Annotated in this window: 15 protein-coding genes; 10 read left to right on the forward strand and 5 right to left on the reverse strand. The window is 68.1% G+C overall.

Annotation, left to right across the window (positions count from 1 at the left end):
- Window positions 1–140 precede the first annotated feature (140 nt).
- Window positions 141–731, reverse strand: coding sequence for a hypothetical protein (locus QNJ67_12505; GenBank protein ID MDJ0609790.1), 591 nt, complete (start codon window positions 729–731; stop codon window positions 141–143).
- 16 nt (window positions 732–747) lie between these two features.
- On the opposite strand from QNJ67_12505, the gene QNJ67_12510 reads away from it, so the two are divergent.
- A complete protein-coding gene (locus QNJ67_12510; protein MDJ0609791.1) occupies window positions 748–1,248 on the forward strand; it encodes a hypothetical protein in 501 nt (166 codons plus the stop codon).
- A 262-nt stretch (window positions 1,249–1,510) separates the two neighbouring features.
- Window positions 1,511–1,864 carry a hypothetical protein gene (locus QNJ67_12515; GenBank protein MDJ0609792.1) on the forward strand — a complete coding sequence of 118 codons (354 nt, stop codon included), beginning with the start codon at window positions 1,511–1,513 and terminating at the stop codon, window positions 1,862–1,864.
- Between the two features lie 34 nt (window positions 1,865–1,898).
- On the opposite strand, the gene QNJ67_12520 is transcribed toward QNJ67_12515, so the two are convergent.
- Window positions 1,899–2,120, reverse strand: a complete 222-nt coding sequence (locus QNJ67_12520; GenBank protein MDJ0609793.1) for a hypothetical protein — start codon at window positions 2,118–2,120, stop codon at window positions 1,899–1,901.
- A gap of 187 nt (window positions 2,121–2,307) precedes the next feature.
- On the opposite strand from QNJ67_12520, the gene QNJ67_12525 reads away from it, so the two are divergent.
- Genes QNJ67_12525 through QNJ67_12545 form a run of 5 tightly spaced genes read left to right on the forward strand, consistent with a single transcriptional unit; the run spans window position 2,308 to window position 14,299 of the window.
- Window positions 2,308–3,438 (forward strand): HupE/UreJ family protein, encoded by a 1,131-nt coding sequence (locus tag QNJ67_12525; protein MDJ0609794.1) that lies wholly within the window; start codon window positions 2,308–2,310, stop codon window positions 3,436–3,438.
- A 25-nt stretch (window positions 3,439–3,463) separates the two neighbouring features.
- Window positions 3,464–5,050: an amino acid adenylation domain-containing protein gene (locus QNJ67_12530; GenBank protein ID MDJ0609795.1), complete on the forward strand. Its 1,587-nt coding sequence runs from the start codon at window positions 3,464–3,466 to the stop codon at window positions 5,048–5,050.
- Window positions 5,051–5,068: 18 nt separating this feature from the next.
- Entirely contained in the window at window positions 5,069–5,302 is a 234-nt protein-coding gene (locus QNJ67_12535) for an acyl carrier protein (protein MDJ0609796.1), read from the forward strand.
- Entirely contained in the window at window positions 5,299–9,540 is a 4,242-nt protein-coding gene (locus QNJ67_12540; GenBank protein ID MDJ0609797.1) for an amino acid adenylation domain-containing protein, read from the forward strand. Before QNJ67_12535 ends, QNJ67_12540 begins: the two co-directional genes overlap by 4 nt.
- Window positions 9,533–14,299 (forward strand): amino acid adenylation domain-containing protein, encoded by a 4,767-nt coding sequence (locus QNJ67_12545; protein ID MDJ0609798.1) that lies wholly within the window; start codon window positions 9,533–9,535, stop codon window positions 14,297–14,299. Before QNJ67_12540 ends, QNJ67_12545 begins: the two co-directional genes overlap by 8 nt.
- Here the strand turns inward: QNJ67_12545 and QNJ67_12550 are convergent.
- Window positions 14,273–15,022, reverse strand: coding sequence for a 4'-phosphopantetheinyl transferase superfamily protein (locus QNJ67_12550; GenBank protein ID MDJ0609799.1), 750 nt, complete (start codon window positions 15,020–15,022; stop codon window positions 14,273–14,275). The genes QNJ67_12545 and QNJ67_12550 overlap by 27 nt on opposite strands.
- Window positions 15,019–16,329 (reverse strand): glycosyltransferase, encoded by a 1,311-nt coding sequence (locus QNJ67_12555; protein ID MDJ0609800.1) that lies wholly within the window; start codon window positions 16,327–16,329, stop codon window positions 15,019–15,021. The genes QNJ67_12550 and QNJ67_12555 overlap by 4 nt, the downstream gene beginning before the upstream one ends.
- Window positions 16,330–16,479: 150 nt before the next feature.
- Between QNJ67_12555 and QNJ67_12560 the strand changes: the two genes are divergently transcribed.
- The 3 genes from QNJ67_12560 to QNJ67_12570 all read left to right on the forward strand — a co-directional run bounded on the left by QNJ67_12560 (window position 16,480) and on the right by QNJ67_12570 (window position 18,469).
- Entirely contained in the window at window positions 16,480–17,631 is a 1,152-nt protein-coding gene (locus QNJ67_12560; protein MDJ0609801.1) for an acyl-CoA dehydrogenase family protein, read from the forward strand.
- 101 nt (window positions 17,632–17,732) lie between these two features.
- Window positions 17,733–18,350, forward strand: coding sequence for a hypothetical protein (locus QNJ67_12565; GenBank protein ID MDJ0609802.1), 618 nt, complete (start codon window positions 17,733–17,735; stop codon window positions 18,348–18,350).
- Entirely contained in the window at window positions 18,347–18,469 is a 123-nt protein-coding gene (locus tag QNJ67_12570) for a hypothetical protein (protein ID MDJ0609803.1), read from the forward strand. Before QNJ67_12565 ends, QNJ67_12570 begins: the two co-directional genes overlap by 4 nt.
- Before the next feature lie 13 nt (window positions 18,470–18,482).
- Here the strand turns inward: QNJ67_12570 and QNJ67_12575 are convergent, their stop codons facing one another.
- Complete coding sequence (locus QNJ67_12575) at window positions 18,483–19,352, reverse strand: CoA-binding protein (protein MDJ0609804.1); 870 nt, start codon at window positions 19,350–19,352, stop codon at window positions 18,483–18,485.
- Between the last annotated feature and the right edge of the window lie 2 nt (window positions 19,353–19,354).

Below are 19,354 nucleotides of genomic sequence, written 5' to 3' on the forward strand. Positions count from 1 at the left end.
CAAATCGCCAGTAAAGGGTCGCTCCCGCCGATCCCATACCCGCGGTCTGATCTAGATCGGATCATTGAGTTAGAACAGATTCACCGGGTTTGGTGAATCGCCTATGGCGAATCAATCAAACCCGGATCTTCTCTGTGAGGCTATTTCTTCGCCGACGCCTTGCGCTTCTTCTTGTCGCCCTTCTTGCTGACGGCCTTCTTCGCCTTCTTCTTATCGGATTTCCTCTTTTCCTTGCCGTCCGGTGCGAAAGCCGTCGTCGCCTCCTTGATGCTCTCCGATACGCCGGCAAAAAGACCGTTGACGATCTCGAAGGCCTTGTCGCTGGCGCTCGAGACCGCCTCGACCGCGCCGCTGGACGCGGCCTCGGTGAGGTCGGCGACGCTATGGCCGAGCTCGGAGGCCGCCTCGACGGCCCCGTCGACCGCGCGTTTCGCCACCACGGCGGCTTCGCCGCCGATCTCCGACACGTTCTTGACCACCGCATTGCTGACGTGGGAGGCCGCCTCGGCCATGTTGCCGCCGGCATCGGCGACACCCAGAAGCGCGCCCTTGGCCACGGCCTTGCTGGTCAGCATGGCGTTGGCGCCGACCTCTTGAGCGGCGGCCGTCGCGTCAGACACCGCTTCGCGCACCACAGCCGCGGTCGCGGCGGCGTTGTCGGGCGCCGACTTGAGGGCCTTGGAAACCGTGCCGCGGACCAGATCAACCATCGCGGCCTCGGCTTCCGCCATCCCCCTGATGCTGTCCTTGAGGCTCTTCTCGAAGGTCGCACGCGTTCCGCCGGCAGCCGCCTTCTTGCTCGGCCGCGCCGTCGAACGCCCTGCCGTCGCCGTTCGTTTCGCCGCCGGACGCTTCGCCGCCGGAGACTTCGCGGCCGGACGCTTCGCCGCCGGAGACTTCGTCGCGGGAGACTTCGCGGCTGTCCTTCTCCTGCTCGCGGTCGGTTTCGCTGGCGTCTTGGTCTTGCCGGCGGCCGGCGCCTGCTTCGGCTTCGGTGTCGCCGTCCGCTTCGCGCCGCCCGCCGCCGCTGACCGCGTCGTCTTTGTCCCCGCCGCGCCGCTCTTGGAGCCCGCGGCCGGGCGCCGGGCCGCGCGAGCCGCCGGCTTGGCGCCTGCCTTGGTCCCCACGTTCGTCTTCTTGGCCATAGCCTATTCTCCCATTCTTCGTTCGAGGCCTCGCCGGCGTCGTGCCGGCACGCGCCTCGTGCCCAGGGTCGAGGCTAGCATAGGCCGCACGCCAAGGGCATGATCGTGATCAGAAGTTCTCACGCAGCGTTGCGAGTTCGCTGGTCCCGCTCCCAGCCGTCGGCGATTTCTTCTGTCGAGTGACGCACTATTACTTTCGACTATAGTATAAACTTGCTAGGAAAACGAGAGGGGCGTTCGCCGATATGAGCTCCGCTCGGCGTTGGGGCGCCCTCGGCGGGCTGTCGAAGTGAAAGCAGGTCGGAGGCTTCGGAGCGCTTTTCTTTGGGGATTCCGATCGAGATCGGTCGAGAGGGGTAAGGGACATGGAGAAGAAAAAGGGCGGCGGGGAGGCGGCTACACCAACGCGGGTGCTCCGTGACGAGGAAGCCCTCACCGCGGCATTGCTCAAACCGCGACCGCTGGAATCACGGCTGGAAATCGATGACGGCCAAGCGGACGAAGGGGCGAAGCCGTACCGAGACCCGTCTCGCACAGCGAGCCGGGACGCCGAACCCTCCGGCAGACTGTTGAGCCCCTTGAGCCAGGAGCATCAGGGTCGGAATGTCGCGCAAGCCTTCAGGCTGGTGGTTTCGGGCGGCTCCGGCGAGGCGCCTGATGCCGTGCGGACCTTCAGGTTGGAAGGCCATACGACGCCGGAAGGTACCGCTCGGGAATGACAGATCTCGGCGGGCCGAGGCTTCTCTAGAGCCGTCAATTCGACGGAGGATCGCCAATCAATCGCAGAGCGGCCACATTGGCCTGCATCACCGACAGAAAGTCACCTTCGGAAGGGCGGTTGCCGGCGGGATCGAAGACGACGCTACCCAAGCCCATAGCCTCCAGCTTCTCGACAGTCTCCCTCAGCGGAGGTCCCTCCCAGATTATCCAGCGGGCCGGCTGCGTGCGGCGCAGGTCTCGCAGTTCATCCGGCATCTCCGCGATCGGCGGCAGGCTCGCCCGTGAGGCGATAGTCCGCTTCGGTATGCAGGCGCTCGGCCCGCGGGGTCGGGGATCAAGCTTGCTTTGATCCGCCTTGGACGTCATATCGTAGGGCGTCAAACCGCCGAGAGTATTGGTCGTGATCTGGGGTGGGGGCGATTTGTCGAGATTTTTTGGGTATATGCTGTTCCTGGCCCTGCTGCCGATGCTCGCAGCTCCGGTCCAGGCGCATAGACTTGGCGAAAGTTACATCTACGTCGACGTCAACGATGTCGAGATGATCGGGCGGTTCCACATCCGGCTTGCCGACGTGAACAAGGCTGTCAGCCTGGATGCCAACGGCGACGGCATCGTCAGCGAGGCCGAGTTCGACACGCGAGCGCCCGACGTTTACCGCTATCTGACCGAAAGGCTTTCCTTCCATGCCGGCGGCGCGGCACACCGGGTTGAGATCTCGGGGCACCGCTACTTTGGCTCGCCGATAGCCCGGCAGGTCAGTATCGAGTTCGCCATCCCTTCCCTAGGCCCGCCGCCGGATGCCATCTCGGTCGAGTACCGGTTTCTCTACGACGGACCCGATCCGGCCCATCGGCCGATGCTCCTGCAGGCCAGCAATACGCGGCTGAACCTGGAGGACAACGAGTCTATGGTCTCGCTTGTTTTCGGCACAGAGGCGCAGCGCCAAGAGCTCAGCCTGGTTGCACCGCCGCGCCTCGAAATCTTCCGCAGCTTCGCCCTGGACGGGCTCTTTAGGATCCTGTCGAAGCCGATACGCATTCTCGCCGCCCTGGCGCTGCTGCTGCCGGTCGTCATGCTGCGCAGCGGCGCCGCCTGGCGGGCCCGTGAGACCGCCAGAAGCGTGGCGTCGGACGCGGCCGTCGTGGTTACCGCATTCACCCTCGCCTTCGCCGCGACCCTTGCCCTGCCGACCTACGGGCTTCTAGTTCCCTCGAAGCTCGCCGCGCAGGCGCTGTTCGCAGTCTCCATCGTGCTGCTGGCGGTCGACAACTTCCGGCCGCTGCCTCGGCTGCGCCGGGTCCACGTGGCGCTGATCGTCGGCGCCCTGCAGGGCCTGGGCCCGAACGGCTTCGTGGACGACCTGGGCCTCAACCGCGGCTTCGCGGAGATCGCGCTCGGCGGCTTCGGTCTCGGCATCTGGGTCGCGATGGCGCTGATCGCGGGTGTGGCGCTGCCACTGCTCTTCCTCGTGCGCAGCGCCCCGCTGTACGAAAAGGTCGCGCTTCGCTATGCCTCCGTGCCCCTGATGCTGGGCGCCGCGCTGTGGTTCGTCGGCGAGCGGGTTTTCGTCTGACGCCGAAGGTCACCCGAGACGAGCCATGCAACACGATCTCCTCCACCTCAGCGTAACGCGCGCCGCGGAGAAAACGCCGGACAAGGTCGCTTTCCGCTTTCTCGACCGCGGCCTCAGCTATGCCGAGCTCGAGGACCGTTCGGCCCGGGTCGCCGCCATGCTGCAGGAACAGGGCGTCCGCCGGGGCGACCGCGTGGCGCTTTATCTCAACAAATCACTCGAGAGCGCGATCGCGCTCTTTGCCATCATGCGGGCAGGCGCCGCCTACGTGCCGCTCGACCCCGGTGCGCCGCCGGACCGCACGCGCGCCGTGCTGTCGCAATCCGGCGCGCGGGTCGCGGTCACCCACGAGGTTAAGCGGCGGGACGCCGGCGCAGCGCTTTCCGGCGGCCTCGACTGCGTCGTCGGCCTGGACGCGCCGCTCGACGGCGCGGAGCGGTGGGTTTCCTGGGAAGATGCGCTCGCCATGCCCCCCGCGCCGCTCGACCAGACCGCCGTCTCCGAGCTCGACCTCGCCTATATCATCTTCACTTCCGGGTCGACCGGCACGCCCAAGGGCATCATGCACAGTCACGCGAGCGGCATGAGCTATGCCCGCATGGCGGCACGACTCTACGACCTGCGGCCGGAGGACCGGTTGAGCAATGCCTCGCCCCTCCACTTCGACATGTCGACCTTCGACTATTTCTGTGCCCCTCTGGCCGGCGCCACGACCGTCGTCTTCTCGGAGGCGCACAAGAAACTGCCGGCCAGCCTGGCCGAGCTGGCCGAGAGCGAAAGGCTCACCGTCTGGTATTCGGTCCCCTTCCTGCTGATCCAGTTGCTTCTCCATGGCGCTCTGGAGGAGCGGGATCTCAGCTCGCTCCGCTGGATCCTCTTCGGCGGCGAGCCCTTCGTGCCGAAACACCTGGTCGCTCTGATGGAACGCCTGCCTGGCGCCCGCTTCAGCAACGTCTACGGACCGGCCGAGGTCAACCAGTGCACCTACTACCATCTTCCTGCCGGCTATCGGGAGACAGACGGCCCGGCGCCGATCGGGTCAATGTGCCCGAACGCAGACGCCCTCGTGGTCGACGAGGCGGACCGCGCTGTCGAGCCGGGGGAGACCGGCGAGCTGTTGGTGCGCACCTCGACCATGATGCGCGGCTACTGGGAGCGGCCGGATCTGAACGCGCGCTGCTTCTACAAGCGGCCGGCACCAGGTGGCGTAGACGACGTCTACTACCGCACCGGAGACCTGGTCAGTCAGCGACCGGACGGGACCTTGTCGTTTCTTGGCCGGAAGGACCATCAGGTCAAGACGCGCGGCTACAGGGTCGAACTCGAAGAGGTCGAGGCCGCCCTCGCTGCCCACGAGGACGTGGCGGAGGCCGCGGCCTTCGTCGTGACCTGCGAGGACGGTCTGCACTTGATCCAGGCCGCGGTCAGCCTGCGGCCGAATCGTTCCGCGCAGGCCGAGGGATTGACAGCGTTCGCCGCGCAGAGGCTGCCGTCCTACGCCCTGCCCCAGCGGATCAGCTTCCTGGAGGAGTTTCCACGGACAACATCGGGGAAGATCGATCGGAACCATTTGAGGCAGGATGCCGACTTGGCCCTATCGGGCGAAGGCTAGACAGTAATGGGGACTGATTTGCGTAACACGATACAAGGATTCATCGAAGAACAACTGCTCTCGGGAAAACGGGTCGAGGGCGGCGAGGACCTACTGCTCAGCGGGCTTGTCGATTCCCTGGGCGTGATGCGCCTGGTTTCGTTTCTGGAGAGCAGCTTCGGCTTCAAGGTCCCGGCCCAGGACGTCAAGCTGACCAACTTCTCGACGCTTGACGCCATCGTCACCTACGTCGAGGGCCGAGCCGCTACATGAACGCGGTCACCGGCACCAGAGAAGCGCCGAGCGGCCCTTTGGCCGCGCAGGAGGGCGGCCTGGAAGCACGTTCGAACCTGACGCGCAGCCAGTTCCTTATCTGGGCCGGCCAGAAGTTGGCGCCGTTGATTCCCCACTACAACATGGGTTGGCGCTTCGATCTGCCGCTGCCGGTCGACGCAGAAGCCTTCCGCCGCGCCTTTGACAGCGTCGTGCGTCGCTGCGAGGCCTTGCGCATCGTCTTCGAGGAATGCGACGGCGCGCCCCGCCAGCGGGTGCTGTCGGATGCGGCGGGGGCGCTTGCCGTCGTCAGGGTCGGAAGCGAGGCGGAAGCCCGGGACTGGATCGAGGCGCGTGTCCGACATCGCTTCAATCTGGCCCGGGAAACCTTCGACACGGCGCTGATCGAGCTGTCCGACAAACACTGGATCTGGTTCTTCAACCAGCATCACCTCGTGACCGACGCTGCTTCGGGCTCTCTCATCTTCGACGAGGTAGCCCGCGCCTATGCCGCCGAGTTGGACGGCAGCCCTCCCGACAACACGGCATTGCCCGCCTATACCGCCTATGCGGAGAACGAGAGGCGAAGCAGGAGCCAGGAACCGGCCGCCTTCTCGGCCGCGGGAACCCCGCCGCCGTCGCTCTACGGCGCGCCGCCGATTGGCGCCAGCCACGCCGGAGACCGCCTCGTCCTGCCGCTCGGCACGGAGCGCGCCGAAAGGCTCCGAAGCCTCGCCCAGGAGGAGGGTTTCCAGGGACTCAATCTGCACCAATCGCTGTTCAACATCTTCGCGACCACGCTCTCGGCCTGGATCGGACGGGTTTCGGGCCAGCATGCTTTCGCGCTTGGCGTCATGACCCATGGCCGCACTTCAAAGGAGTTCAAGCGGACCGCGGGTCTCGGTGTAGAGCTCCTGCCTCTCGAAGCCGCGCTCGAAGACGGCGAAACCTTTCGGACGCTCCACGGCAAGGTCGTAGAGGAGGCATTCAAGCTGCTGCGCCACGCCTCTCCGGGAGTCAGCACGGCCCAGGACCACGCCCGCTTCAATGCCGTACTGAATTACATCCCCATGCGTTTCGGGAAGTTCGGCGACGCGCTCCCGGGGGTCGAATGGCTCTATCCCGGTTGCGGCGATGCCAAGCATCTGCTGCGCCTGAGCGTGATGGACTTCACGGGCAGCGGAGACTTGACGCTCTATCTCGACGTCAACGCCTCGCTTCAGGAGGTCTGCCGGCCGCAACGGCTTTCCGAGCACTTCCTCCGCCTGCTCGATGCTTTCCTCAGCTCGCCGGACAGCCAGATCGAGGCGGTGCCTCTCGCCGGTGCGGCGGAGGCTTCGGCCCGGCTGACCGCCTCGGCGGTCGGCGCCTGCGCCGAGGCGGCCCCAGCCGTTGACGTGCTCGAGGCTTTCCGGGCCCATGTAACGTCCGAAGCGGACCGTCCCTTCTTGGTCGACGAAAACGGCGAGCTGTCGCGGGGCGATCTCGACGCCTGGTCGAGCGCCATAGCCGAGAGCCTGGCACGAGAGGGTGTCACGCCGGGATCGCTGGTAGGCGTCAGCGTTACGCGTTCGTCCGAACTGGTCGCGGCCCTGCTCGGCACCTTGAAGGCCGGCGCCGCCTTCGTTCCGCTCGATCCCACGCAGCCGCCCGCGCGCCTCGACGCCATCGTCGAGCAGGCCGGGCTCCGGCTGGTTGTCACCGAACGAAGGTTGGGCGGGCACTGGCAGGCGGCGGTCCCCAGGCTGCTGGTCGAAGACCTGCCGCGAAGGCCATCGACGGCCTGGCGCGCGCCGGCGCCGGCAGCGGAAGCCGCCGCCTACGTCATCTTCACCTCCGGCTCCACCGGCGTGCCCAAGGGCGTGCGCATCCGGCGCGCTGCGCTCGCCCGCTATGCTGCCTGGGCGCACGGGGTCTTCGCCCACGGCGAGCCCAAGGTCTGGTCGCTGCATTCCCCGACCGGCTTCGACCTGACGATCACCTCGATCTTCGCCCCGCTCGTCGGCGGCGGCGGTATCCGCGCCTACCGCGAAGTGCTGGATGGCCCCGACCTCTCGGTCCTTAAGGTGTTCGCCGACGATGCGGTGGACGTGGTCAAGCTGACCCCCGCCCATCTGCAGCTGGCGGTCGAGGTGGGGGAACCGGTGCAGCGCATCGGGACGCTCGTTCTGGGCGGCGAGGACCTTACCGTAGCCCTGGCCGGCCGGGCCCGGAGCGTGCTGGGCGGCCATATCGAGATTCTCAATGAGTACGGACCGACCGAGGCGACGGTCGGCTGCATGATCCACCGCTTCGACCCGGCGACCGATACCGGCGCCTCCGTGCCGATCGGACGGCCCGCCGAGGCGACCGGCATCTACGTGCTCGACGCCGGCCTAAACCCGGTACCGGACAACGTCATCGGCGAACTCCACATCGGCGGGGTCGAGCGTCTGGCCGACGGCTACCAGAACCTGGCGGAGGAGACGGCGAAGCGGTTCCTGCCCGATCCCTTCCTGCCCGGCGGCAAGATGTACAAGTCCGGCGATCTCGCCTCCGTCGCGCCTGACGGCGTAGTGCGCTACCACGGCCGCGCCGACGAACAGATCAAGATTCGAGGCGTGCGCATCGAGCTCGCCGAGATCCGCCAGATGGTGCTGGCTCATAGCGGGGTCACGGACTGCGTGCTCGATCTGATCGAGCCGGCGGCCTCAGCGCCGTCGCGCTGCCGGGAGTGCGGGCTGGGCGCCGATTATCCCGAGGTGGAAGTCGACGAAACGGGGCTCTGCGGCATCTGCCGCGACTACGCCGTCTACAAGGAGAAGGCCGCCGCCTACTTCCGCTCCATGGACGAGTTGCGCACGCTGGTCGAGCGCAACGGCCGGCGCAGGACCGGCCGCTTCGACTGTCTGATGCTGTTCTCCGGCGGCAAGGACAGCACCTACGCGCTCTGCCGCATGGCCGAGCTGACGCCACGGATCCTGGCGGCCACTCTCGACAACGGCTTCCTTTCGGACGAGGCTAAGGCCAACATCACCCGGGTCACCGAGGCCTTGGGCATCGAGCATCGCTTTATGACCGCGCCAGGCATGAACGCCATCTTCGTCGACAGCCTGAAGCGGCACGCCAACGTCTGCAACGGCTGCTTCAAGACGATCTACACACTGGGGCTCAAGACCGCGCGCGACGAGGGCATCCCGCTCATCGTGACCGGCCTGTCGCGCGGCCAGCTGTTCGAGACGCGCTTGGCACCGGAGCTGTTCAACCGGCCGGCGGTCGACGTCGGCGAGATCGACCGCTTCGTTCTCGAGGCGCGCAAGACCTACCACCGGGTGGAGGACACCGCCGCACGGCTGCTGAACGGCGACCTTTTCCGGGACGACGCGATCTTCAACGAGATCGAGTTCGTCGACTTCTACCGCTATTGCGACGTCCCGCTCGAGGCGGTCTACGCCTATCTCAACACGCACGCGCCCTGGTCCCGGCCCAGGGACACGGGCCGCTCGACCAACTGCCTGATCAACGACGTCGGCATCCACGTGCACAAGCGGCGGCGCGGCTACCACAACTACGCACTGCCCTACAGCTGGGACGTGCGCATGGGGCACAAGACCCGGGACGCCGCCCTGGACGAGCTGGACGACGAGATCGATGAGGATCGCGTCGCAGCCATCCTGGAGAAGATCGGCTTCGACGAGCCCGTCGATCCGCCGGATTTCGGGGAAGCGCGGCTGGCGTGCTATTTCACGGCCAAGGACACGGTGGGACCGAGCGATCTCCGTCGCTCCCTTGCCGAGCGCCTGCCCCGCGAGATGATCCCTGCAACCTTCACTCAGGTCCCATCGATCCCCTTGACCGCCAACGGCAAGGTCGATCGCGCCGCGCTCGCGGCCCTGCCGAGGATCAACGCCGCGACCGGCGATGCCCAGCCAATCGGGCCGCGCAACCAGGCCGAACGGCAGCTCCACGGCATTTGGCGCGAGATCCTTCGGCTCGGGAGCCTCGGCGTGGAGGACAACTTCTTCGAACTTGGCGGTGATTCGATCGCCGCGATTCGGATTGCCTCGCGCGCCACGGAAGCGGGCCTGGCGATGAACGCGACCGATGTTTTCAGCCACCAGACTATTGCCGCCCTGGCGCGCGCGCTGGAGTCGCCTTGCGCGCCTACACCGGAAACCGCCCCGCCGCCGCGCCTCGCGCTCGACGACAAAGCGCGGGCGCGTCTTGCCGCCATGTTCGGCAAGCGACCCGATGGGTGACCGACCGGAGAGCTTCGCTGGGATCGAGGACGCCTACCCGCTGACCTCGGCCCAGGCGGGCATGCTGTTCCACAGCCTCGCGGAACCGGGCAGCGGCGTCTATATCGGCCAACTCAAGGCGCTCCTGCCCGACGACCTGGATATCGACGCCTTCAAGGCGGCCTGGGACGCGACTATTCGCCGCCACGGCGCGCTTCGGGCCCAGTTCGTCTGGGAGGGCCTGGACGATCCGGTCCTGGTGATCAAGGAACACGCCGAGGCGACCTGGACCGAGCTCGACTGCCGGCATCTCGAAAGCGAGGCGGAGCAGCAGGAAGCCCTGGACCGTTACATGGCGGCCGCCCGCCGCGAGGGCCTCGACCTGGCCGAGGCGCCGGTCATGAAGCTGGCCCTGTTGCAGCGGGCCGACGGGCGCCGCCGCTTCGTCTGGACCTGCCACCATGCGCTGGTCGACGATTGGTCGGCCGCGATCGTCATCAAGGAGGTGGCGCGCCGCTATGCCCGAGGCGGGGTCGCGAAGAACGGCGCAGCGGATCCCGTTCTGCCGTTCCGCGCTTTCGCCGAGTGGCTGGCCCAGCGCGACCGGCCGGAGAGCGAGAGCTATTGGCGCGCGGTGGTCGAGGGCCTCCCATCACCGACCCGGCTCCAGACCGCGCCGGTCGAGATCGGTGCCGGAGAGCCGGACTCCTTCGGCGCTGTCGAGATCAGGCTGTCGGCCGAGGCGACAGAACGGCTTCGTACCCTGGCGTCTTCCCTTCGCGTCACCCTGAGCGCCCTGGTCACGGCCGCCTGGGCCGTCGTCCTCCATCGGGCGAGCGGCCTCGACGACGTCGCCTTCGGCGTAGCCTACACCCAGAGGCCGCCGGAACTGACCGGGATCGAGGAAGCCGTCGGCAATTTCGTGACGACCCTGCCGGCCCGGCTGCGTCTCGGCGACCACGCCACGCTGCGGGATGCGGTGCAGGCGCGGCACCGCGATTCCCTGTCGGCGCGCGAGCACGACGCGACGCCGCTCACCAGCATCCAGCGATACAGCGGCTTCCCGGCCAGCCAGCCCCTCTTCGATACCATCGTGGCCCTGGAGCAGGTCCCGGCCGAAAACGCGGCCGAAAGGCCGGGCGGCCAGCTGTTCACCGACGTCGCGATCAGCGATCAGAGCAACTATCCCCTTGCCCTGCTGGTCGAACCCGGCGAGGCGCTCGGCTTGAAGCTGCTGCACGATCCGGCGACCTACGGCGCGGCGGCCGCCGACCTGCTGCTCTCCATGACCGAGGCGGCCCTCTCGGCGCTGCCGGATTGGCTCGATGCCCCGCCCTTCGATCTGCCGGTCATGACCGAGGCCGAGGCTGCCCGGGCCGCAGCCGGCGACGCGGCGATCGAGGCCCTTCCGGAACTCGGCCCGGTGCACGAAGCGATCCTAGCGCAGGCGCGGAGCGGGCCCGAGACGCCCGCGGTGATCTGCGGCGACACCGTTCTGACCTACGGGGATCTGGAACGGCAGTCCGCTGCGTGGGCGCGGCGCCTGCTGGCCCGGGGTCTCGGCACCGGCAAGAGGGTGGCGATTTTCCTCGACCCCGGTCCCGAGGTCTTCGTGGCAATGCTCGGCGCACTGAGAGCCGGCTGCGCCTACGTCCCGATGGACGCGCGCTATCCGTCTGAGCGTCTCGGGCACATGCTCGAGGACAGCAGAGCGGCCGTTGTCCTGACCGCGCGCGCCCACCTGAACGACCTGCCCGAGGGCGCTCCGCCAGCGCTCCTGCTCGACGCGCCGCCGCCGGCACCGGAAGAGGACGCTCCGCTCCCGGGCGTGACCCCCGACCGGATCGCCTACGTCATCTACACCTCCGGCTCCCAGGGCGTTCCGAAAGGCGTCATGGTGAGCCACGCCAATCTCACCGCCTCGACCGCCGCCCGCCTCGCCTTCTACGACGAGCCGCCCAAAGCCTACCTGCTGCTCTCGTCGATCTCTTTCGACAGCTCGGTCGCCGGCATCTATTGGACACTGTGCACCGGCGGGGCGCTGGTATTGCCGCACGACAACGCCGAGACCGACATGGCGGCGCTGGGCGGCATCATCGCCCGGCGGGGCGTGACGCATACGCTCTGCCTGCCGTCGCTCTACGAGACGATCCTGACCTACGTTCCTCGCGAGCAGCTCGCGTCCTTCAGGGTCGTGATCGCGGCCGGCGAGGAACTCCCGCGTAACGTCGCCGCCTGCCACGCGGACCGCCTGCCCGGCACCCGGCTCTACAACGAATACGGACCGACCGAGGCGACCGTCTGGTGCACGGCCTGTCGGGTCGACGCCGCCGAGCCCGCCGGGCGGATTCCTATCGGCCGGCCGGTTCCCGGCGCGCGGATCGTGCTGCGCGACGCGCGCCAGAGGCCGGTGCCCAACGGGCTGCCCGCCGAGCTCCTGGTCGGCGGCGCCGGGGTCGCGGCCGGCTATGTCGGCCTGGCGGCGGAGACCGGCGCGCGTTTCCTGCCGGACCCTCAAGACCCGGACCGCCGTCTCTACCGCACCGGCGATCTGGTTCGCCGCCGGCCCGACGGCCAGCTCGACTACATCGGCAGGGCCGACAACCAGATCAAGATTAGGGGTTACCGGGTTGAGCCCGGCGAGGTCGAGGCCCGCCTGGCGGATCGGCCCGAGGTCAAGCAGGTCGCCGTGGTGCCCTTCGGCGTCGGCGCCCAGATGACGCTCGCGGCCTACATCGTCGCGGATCCAGAGAGCTTTCCGAGCCAGCAAGACCTGCAGGCCCACGCCCGGCGCATGCTGCCGGACTGGATGGTGCCGTCCCGGTTCATTCTGATCGAGACGCTGCCCCGCACGGCGAACGGCAAGCTCGATGTGGCCGCCTTGCCGAAACCCACGCAGCCGGAAGGCGACCACAAGGCGGCGGCGCGTCCCCGAACGCCGCTCGAGCGTGATCTCGTGCGGATCTGGCAAGCCGTGCTGTGGCTCGACCGGGAACCCGGCGTTACCGAGGACTTCTTCGCGCTCGGCGGACACTCCCTGCTCTCGATCAGGCTGGTCAACGAAATCGAGGAGCAACTCGGCCTGAAATTGCCGATATCCGCCCTCGCCAGGGTCACGACGATCGCCGACCAGTCAGCCATGCTCGAGGCCACTGCCAGTCTCGAAACGACGACCGCGTCGGCGGCGCCGGTCCAGGACGAGGACGACCCCTTCGCGGGCCTGTTCGAGGAAGAGGTGCGGTCGATCCTCGCCTACACCGCCGGCTGGCCAGGCGAACCTGCATTGCCAAACGGGGCGATACGAGCGCTCTCTCGCCAGGGCTCGCTGCCACCCCTCTTCTGGTGCTGCAACAGCGGACATGAGGTCGCGCAGATGGCGCGATACCTGGGACCCGATCAGCCGATCTACGGCTTGCGAACGGGCAAAGGGGTTGTAGATCTTTCACCCGAAAATCATCAGCGCGAAAACCGGCGACTCGCCATGCATTATTTGCGCGATCTCCTGCGAATCCAGCCGGAAGGTCCCTACTATCTCGGCGGCAACTGCCAGGGCGCCGGGGTCGCGATGGAGCTTGCCCTGGCCCTGCAGGGCCTCGGCAAGCCCGTGGCACTGGTTGTGCTGATCGACGCGGTTCCGGTTCACGTCTTCCACGGCCGCGTGGCACTGTTTTTTGGCAGGGAACACGGAGAAAACCCTTTTCTGCACTTCGCTCGGCCCGAGTTGAGCTGGCAGCGACGGTATCACAGGCATAGTCTCGACCTTATCCACGGGCCGCATGGGAATTACTTCGACGAGCCGCAGGTGCAGCCGCTCTGCGCGCTTCTTGCTGCCCGCCTGGCCGAAGCGCGGGAGGAGACGCCCCTGCCCCTGCCCGACGCGAGCTGTCGAATCGAGTGGCTGGCCGCCGACAGATTGCCGACCCTGGCCCTAGGCGAGCGGCGCAGGCTCTCGGTCACGCTGCGAAACGCGGGTCCCCTGGTCTGGGGACCGACCGAAGAGAGCGGTCTGCGCCTGGCCAACCGCTGGCTCGACCAGGACGGACAGCCGCGCGTGTGGAAGGACGGCGCTGCCCCGATCGAGGAGCGCTGGCTGCCGGGCGAGAGCCGCACGTTCGCGCTGTGGATCGAGGCGCCGAAGAAGGCCGGTTCGTGGCGGCTGGAGCTCGACCTCGTCGAAGAAGGCGCCGCCCGCTTCTCGAGCCGCGGCGCGGCGCCCATGATCCTCGATGTTGAAGTCTCCGGCATGGCTGCGGCGGCGCCTGACCCGGCTCCGTCGGCGCGTAACGCGACGCCGCGACTGGGCCGCCCCGAGACCAGCGGCGAAGAGCGGGGCGGCACACTCACGGACGCGCTCGTCGAGGCGCGTCAGGCGCTCCGCCGGGGCAACTACGAGACCGGCGCAGCACTGCTTTCCCGGGTCCGGACCGAGCTTCGGCCGCTTTTCGTCGCACTCGGCGAAATCGAGCTCGACCGCGGCGAGCTCCGGAAAGCCGAGGAGAGCCTGCTCGTGGCGCTCAACCTCGCCCCGAACGACGCCGCAGGGCACTTCGCGCTCGGCCGCCTGCGAGAGAGCCAGGGAAGACGCTTGGCCGCCTATCGCGCCTACCGGCGCAGCCGCACCCTGGCCGAAGATGAAGACCTGCGCCGCTTCGCGGAAATTGCGATCGAGCGGATCACGCCTGGAAGACAGCGGGTCCGCAAGATGACCCGAAGACTCCGGAAACGGGCCCGACGCATGCTCGGGCTGGCGCCGTCATTGGGCCAGAGCGCCGAACAATAGGCCCAGCCCGTCGCGGCGCGTGACGCCGACGGCCGCGTCCTCCGCTTGTACCGCCAGCGCCAAGGTATGCTCCGGCGCCTCCGCGACCTGAAAGTACCACCCGGCGAGGCCCGCGCAGGTCGCGGTCGCGGTCTCGCCGCGGCCCGAGATCACGAAGGTCGTGGTCCGGTAATCCATGGTCAGCCCCAGACCGAGAGCCTTCGAATAGGCTTCCTTCAACGTCCAGAGTCGCAGCAGCCGGGCGTCGCGGGCCGCCGGCTCCAACCCCGCGAGTGCGAGGGCTTCCGCCTCTGCCAGGAAGCGCGGCACCACCTTTTGCAGATCCCCGGCGCGGGAGCGGCGCTCCACATCGACACCGACAGCAGCCCCTTGCGAGACCGCGCAGAGGACGTGGCCGGCGGTGTGCGCCAGGTTGAAGTCGAGTGTCGGCAACGCTTGGCCGGCGGCGAGGCACGGCCGGTCGTGGGCGCCGGTCTCGAAGACCCAGCTCTCCGGCGCAGCGCCGAGCCGGTATGTAAGCGCCCGGCGCAACAGGGCGCGCCCGACGAGCGCCTGCTCGGCCCGCGCGGGAATGCGAAAGCGGTCCACCCTGGCGCGCTCGTCGGCGGAGAGGATCGAACGACAGAGGCGCACCTGGTCGTCCCGCAAGGGGCCGATCGGTGCCAGCCAGAGATCGACGTCGGCCCGCCGAGGCCCGCACCCGGTGGGGAGCGCCCCCATCATGAGGCGAGCAGCTCTTCGATGGTGCGCTCGGCGGTTTGCTCCTCTTCATAGCGAAGGAATGCCCGTCGCATCCGCGCGAGGTTCTCATGGATCGCGGGGTCGTCCATGATCCGCTTCAGGTCCCGCTCGATAGCCTGTGACGTTTCCGTCAGGGCGCCGACCGTGCCGATACCGTGGTAGACGACCCGGGCCCCGTTGCCCAATTGGTCGTTGACCGGGAAGGGGTAGCAGAGCATCGGCACGCCCGCCGTGACGGATTCGACGATGGAGTTCGCCCCCGCATGGATGACAGCGGCGTGTGAAAGCCGAAGGAAGTCCGGCTGTGGCGCCCAGGCGAGGATCCGCAGGTTTGTGGGGGCCGGATCGGGCAGCGCCGACTGCGGCGTGGTTCCGGCGGCGAAGACAAAGTGCCAATCGGGATTGCGCCGTACCACGTCCCAGATCTGCTCGAGAAAGTGCGGCTGCGGTGACTTGAGGGTGCCGAAGGCGAGGTAGACGATCCGGCACCTGGGATCGTTTCGCCGGGTCTCGAGTTCCCTGAGAGCCTGATCGATCTCGCCCCTTGGCGGCGAGGCGGCGCGCCGCGACCGGCAGATCACCGGACCGATGTAGCGGATCCGCGCCGAGACTGGCGTCGGCAGGTCGAAGGCGCGCGCATGCAAGAGCAGCAGCGGTAGATCCGGATAGGAGAAGGGAATCTGCCAACGCCAGAAGGTGGTCCGGCGTGCCATGTCGAAGCCGACAGCGCGCGCATGGGCCCGCAGGATCGATTGGTAGTCGGCGCCGCCCGAGCGCAGCCGCTTCTTGAGGCGTCTCCGGGCCTTGACCAGCCAGTAGCAAGCCCAGGCCGCCGCCACCCCCAACCGGCTGCCGCCCAGGCCCTGGCCGGGAACCACGGCCCAGTGGTTCGGCGGCGCCCGCAATCCCGGCAGACCAGTGCAGATCCCGGTGAAGAGCGCGACCCGGTAACCCCGGGCAACCGTCGTCATGATGTAGGCGTGCATCTCGAAATCGATCAGGACGAGGTCAGGCTGCACTGAGCTCAGCATCTCCGGCAACCCGCCCACGCCGAGCGCCTCGACGCCGGCTCGCAGCCGGGCCCGGCGGGCCAACGGCGTGCGGGCGTCGTTCCCCTTCGGACGCGAGATATTCGGCCCGCCCAAAGGATAGTCGGGAATCGTGACGGAGCGCAGCCCAGCCGCCGTCACCACGGTCTCGTTGCTCTTCGGTCCCGCGACGACGACCTCATGCCCTCTGGCCTCCAGCCGCCGGGCCAGCTCGACCGTGGCATAGAGCCGCCCCTTCAAGTCGCTGATGATCGCGAGAATTCTTGCGATGGCATGCCGCCTTTTCTCGCCGAGGAGCCGGCCGGCGCGGCGGGCACCTCGGCAATTGATGCGCTGGTCTTCCCTGGTAACTTACACGTAACAACACGGTGCCGACAAAGAGGGCAGATTATGTATTTCTCGCTTACAGAACAACAACTTCACTTGCGCGAACGCACCCGCGCCTTCGCCGGCGAGCACCTGGGCGCGAACCTGGCGGAACGCGACCGGCGCGCCGCCGCCGCGCGCGAAGTCTGGGCCGAAGACTGGCGGCGCTGTGCAGAGTTCGGGATCTTGGGCTGCACCACGCCGAAGGCCTACGGCGGGCAGGGACACGACACTCTGACCGCCGTCGTCATGCTCGAGGCGCTGGGCCACGGCTGCCCGGACAACGGACTGACCCTCGGGGTGAACGGGCAGATCTGGGCGGTGATTGAGCCGCTTCTGGCGTTTGGCAGCGAGGCGCAGAAGCAGCGCTACCTGCCCGGCCTGTGCGACGGCCGACTGATCGGCGCCCACGGCATGACCGAGAGGGAGTCCGGCTCCGACGCTTTCGCCCTGAAGACCCTCGCGAAGCGGCAGGACGGCGGCTATCTGCTGAACGGCGAGAAGGTCTACATCGGCCTCGGCCCGGCCTGCGACCTGGCGCTGGTCTTCGCCACGACGGATCCGGACAAAGGCCGCTGGGGTCTCTGCGCCTTCCTGGTCGAGGCTGTTGACCAAGGTTTCGAACGCGGACCGGCGCAGGACAAGATGGGCCTGCGTACGACGCCCATGGGCGAGATACGGCTGAAGGACTGCTGGATCCCGGAGGATCGCAGGCTGGGGGACGAGGGCGCGGGGGCGAGCATCTTCCAGCACTCCATGGAGTGGGAGCGCAGCTTCATCTTCGCGAGCCACGTCGGCTCCATGGCCCGCCAGCTCGACGACTGCGTTGCCTTCGCGCGGCGGCGGCGGATTGCCGGCCAGAGCATCGACGGCTACCAGTCGGTCTCGAACCGCCTGGCCGACATGCGGCTGCGTCTGGAACTCTCGCGCCTGCTGCTCTACAAGACCGCCTGGCTGAAGGCTCGGGACGAGCCCTGCGCGCTCGACGCGGCCATGGCGAAGCTGCAGATCTCCGAGGCCTTTCTGGCGTCGAGCCTGGATGCGGTGCGGATTCATGGCGGCGCGGGTTACGTCGCGGAGAACGGTATCGAAAGGGACCTGCGCGACGCCTTGGGGGGTGTCATCTATTCCGGCACCTCGGACATCCAGCGCCAGATCATCGCCTCGCTGCTGTAGCCGGGGGCGTTTCGGTCGGCGGCGAGACGAGGGAGTAGGGTCATCAAGGACGGAACCGGCAGGATCGGCTTTGCGCGCGGCGCGCAGACAGGCCTTATCCCATGAAGTTGCGCGCCACCCTGCTCGCCGTCGGAGCGGCCGCGACGGCGCTCGCGGCTGCCGCCGGACTGCTGTCGCTCGCCTCTGACCATCGCGAGGACTCCCGCGTTCTGGTCAGAGAGTCGGCGGATATCGGCGCGCTCTCGCCGGCCGAGGCCGAGCGGCGGGCGGACGACCTGACCCTCTGGGCCCTGGAGCGGGTGTACCGCGCCTTCGCGGAGGAGGAGGAAGGCCGGATCTACGACGCGCTCGCCGAGGCCACGGCGGGACCGGCTCTCGAGACGCTCTACCTGCAACGGCGGGCCTCGCTGCTCGACCGCGGCCTGGAAAAGGCGGACCAGAAAGTCCACGAGCTGGAGCTGCTCTCGGCCTCGGCGGCCCGGAGCGGAGACCGCCTCGCCGTCTCCGCCCGCTGGCGAGTCCTCGGCCTGGTCGGCCACGAGCAGCACCGTCACCTGCGCGGCAACGCCTACGCGGCCGATCTGGCGTTCGACCGCGCCGGCGGGCTCTGGCGCATCACCGGCTTCACCCTGCGCGAGATCGACCGCACCCAGGCCGGGGTTGTGGTCGAGATCCCCGATAACTCGGCGGCGGAAACGGCGGAAGCGGTCCGTCAGTGATCAAGATCCGTGATCTCAGCTTCGTCTATCCGAGCGGCGCCGGCCTCGTGCTGCTGGCCGCCGGCTTCGCCGACAGCGCCGCGGGCTGGCTGCTGACCTCGGCGGTCCCCGCCGCCTGAAGCGCGCTCTGCTTCAGCCCAGCGCCGCTCTCAGCGCGTCGCCGATGTGGACCGGCGTCGAGAGCACGGTGACACCGGCGGCCTCCAGCGCCGCCTTCTTCGAGGCGTAGGTCCCCTTGTCGCCCATCACGATGGCGCCGGCGTGGCCCATCTTCTTACCCTTGGGCGCGGCGCCGCCGGCGATGAAGGCGAAGACCGGCTTGTCCATGGTCGCCGCATAGGCCGCCGCCTCCTCCTCCATGGTGCCGCCGATCTCGCCGACCATGACCACGGCCTCGGTGCCGGGGAAACGGTCCAGCGCCTCGAGCGCGTCCCGGGTCGTGGTGCCGATGACCGGGTCGCCGCCGATCCCGACGAAGGCGCTCTGGCCGTAGCCGGCGGCGACGACGTTCTGGCACAGCAGCGTGCCGAGGCTGCCCGAGCGCGACAGCACGCCGACGCCGCCCTTCTTGAAGATCCGCTCGTTGAAGGCCGGCATGAAGCCCATGAAAGTCTCGCCGACGGTCACGCCGCCGGCCGTATTGGGCCCGACGATCCGGGTGCCGGCCTCGCACGCCGCCGCCATGACGTGCATGACGTCCTGGACCGGGATGTGTTCGGTCAGGATCAGCACCATCTTGGCGCCCGCCTCGATCGCATCGAGCGCCGCCGCCTTCACAAGCAGGGGCGGGATGAAGAGCAGCGAGACGTCGAAGCCCTCTCCCGCCGCCTCGACCGCGCTGCCGTAGACCGGGACGCCGCAGTGCTCCGTGCCGGCCTTCTTGGGATTGACCCCGCCGACCACGGCGGCGCCGTAGGCCTGCATCCGCTCGGTCCAGAAGGTTCCCTGCTTGCCGGTGATGCCCTGGACCAGAATTCGGGTGTCCTTGCGCGGGATGATCATGG

Source organism: Kiloniellales bacterium, from assembly GCA_030064845.1.
In the GTDB taxonomy this organism is placed as follows: Bacteria; Pseudomonadota; Alphaproteobacteria; order Kiloniellales; family JAKSDN01; genus JASJEC01.

Bases quoted from the DNA above. Each gene is read 5' to 3' on its own strand.
- QNJ67_12565 (MDJ0609802.1), top strand. From the start codon at position 17,733: ATGAAGTTGCGCGCCACCCTGCTCGCCGTCGGAGCGGCCGCGACGGCG.
- QNJ67_12505 (MDJ0609790.1), bottom strand. From the start codon at position 731: ATGGCGGAAGCCGAGGCCGCGATGGTTGATCTGGTCCGCGGCACGGTT.
- QNJ67_12575 (MDJ0609804.1), bottom strand. From the start codon at position 19,352: ATGATCATCCCGCGCAAGGACACCCGAATTCTGGTCCAGGGCATCACC.
- QNJ67_12515 (MDJ0609792.1), top strand. From the start codon at position 1,511: ATGGAGAAGAAAAAGGGCGGCGGGGAGGCGGCTACACCAACGCGGGTG.
- QNJ67_12520 (MDJ0609793.1), bottom strand. From the start codon at position 2,120: ATGCCGGATGAACTGCGAGACCTGCGCCGCACGCAGCCGGCCCGCTGG.
- QNJ67_12540 (MDJ0609797.1), top strand. From the start codon at position 5,299: ATGAACGCGGTCACCGGCACCAGAGAAGCGCCGAGCGGCCCTTTGGCC.
- QNJ67_12560 (MDJ0609801.1), top strand. From the start codon at position 16,480: ATGTATTTCTCGCTTACAGAACAACAACTTCACTTGCGCGAACGCACC.
- QNJ67_12550 (MDJ0609799.1), bottom strand. From the start codon at position 15,022: ATGATGGGGGCGCTCCCCACCGGGTGCGGGCCTCGGCGGGCCGACGTC.
- QNJ67_12530 (MDJ0609795.1), top strand. From the start codon at position 3,464: ATGCAACACGATCTCCTCCACCTCAGCGTAACGCGCGCCGCGGAGAAA.
- QNJ67_12525 (MDJ0609794.1), top strand. From the start codon at position 2,308: ATGCTGTTCCTGGCCCTGCTGCCGATGCTCGCAGCTCCGGTCCAGGCG.
- QNJ67_12545 (MDJ0609798.1), top strand. From the start codon at position 9,533: ATGGGTGACCGACCGGAGAGCTTCGCTGGGATCGAGGACGCCTACCCG.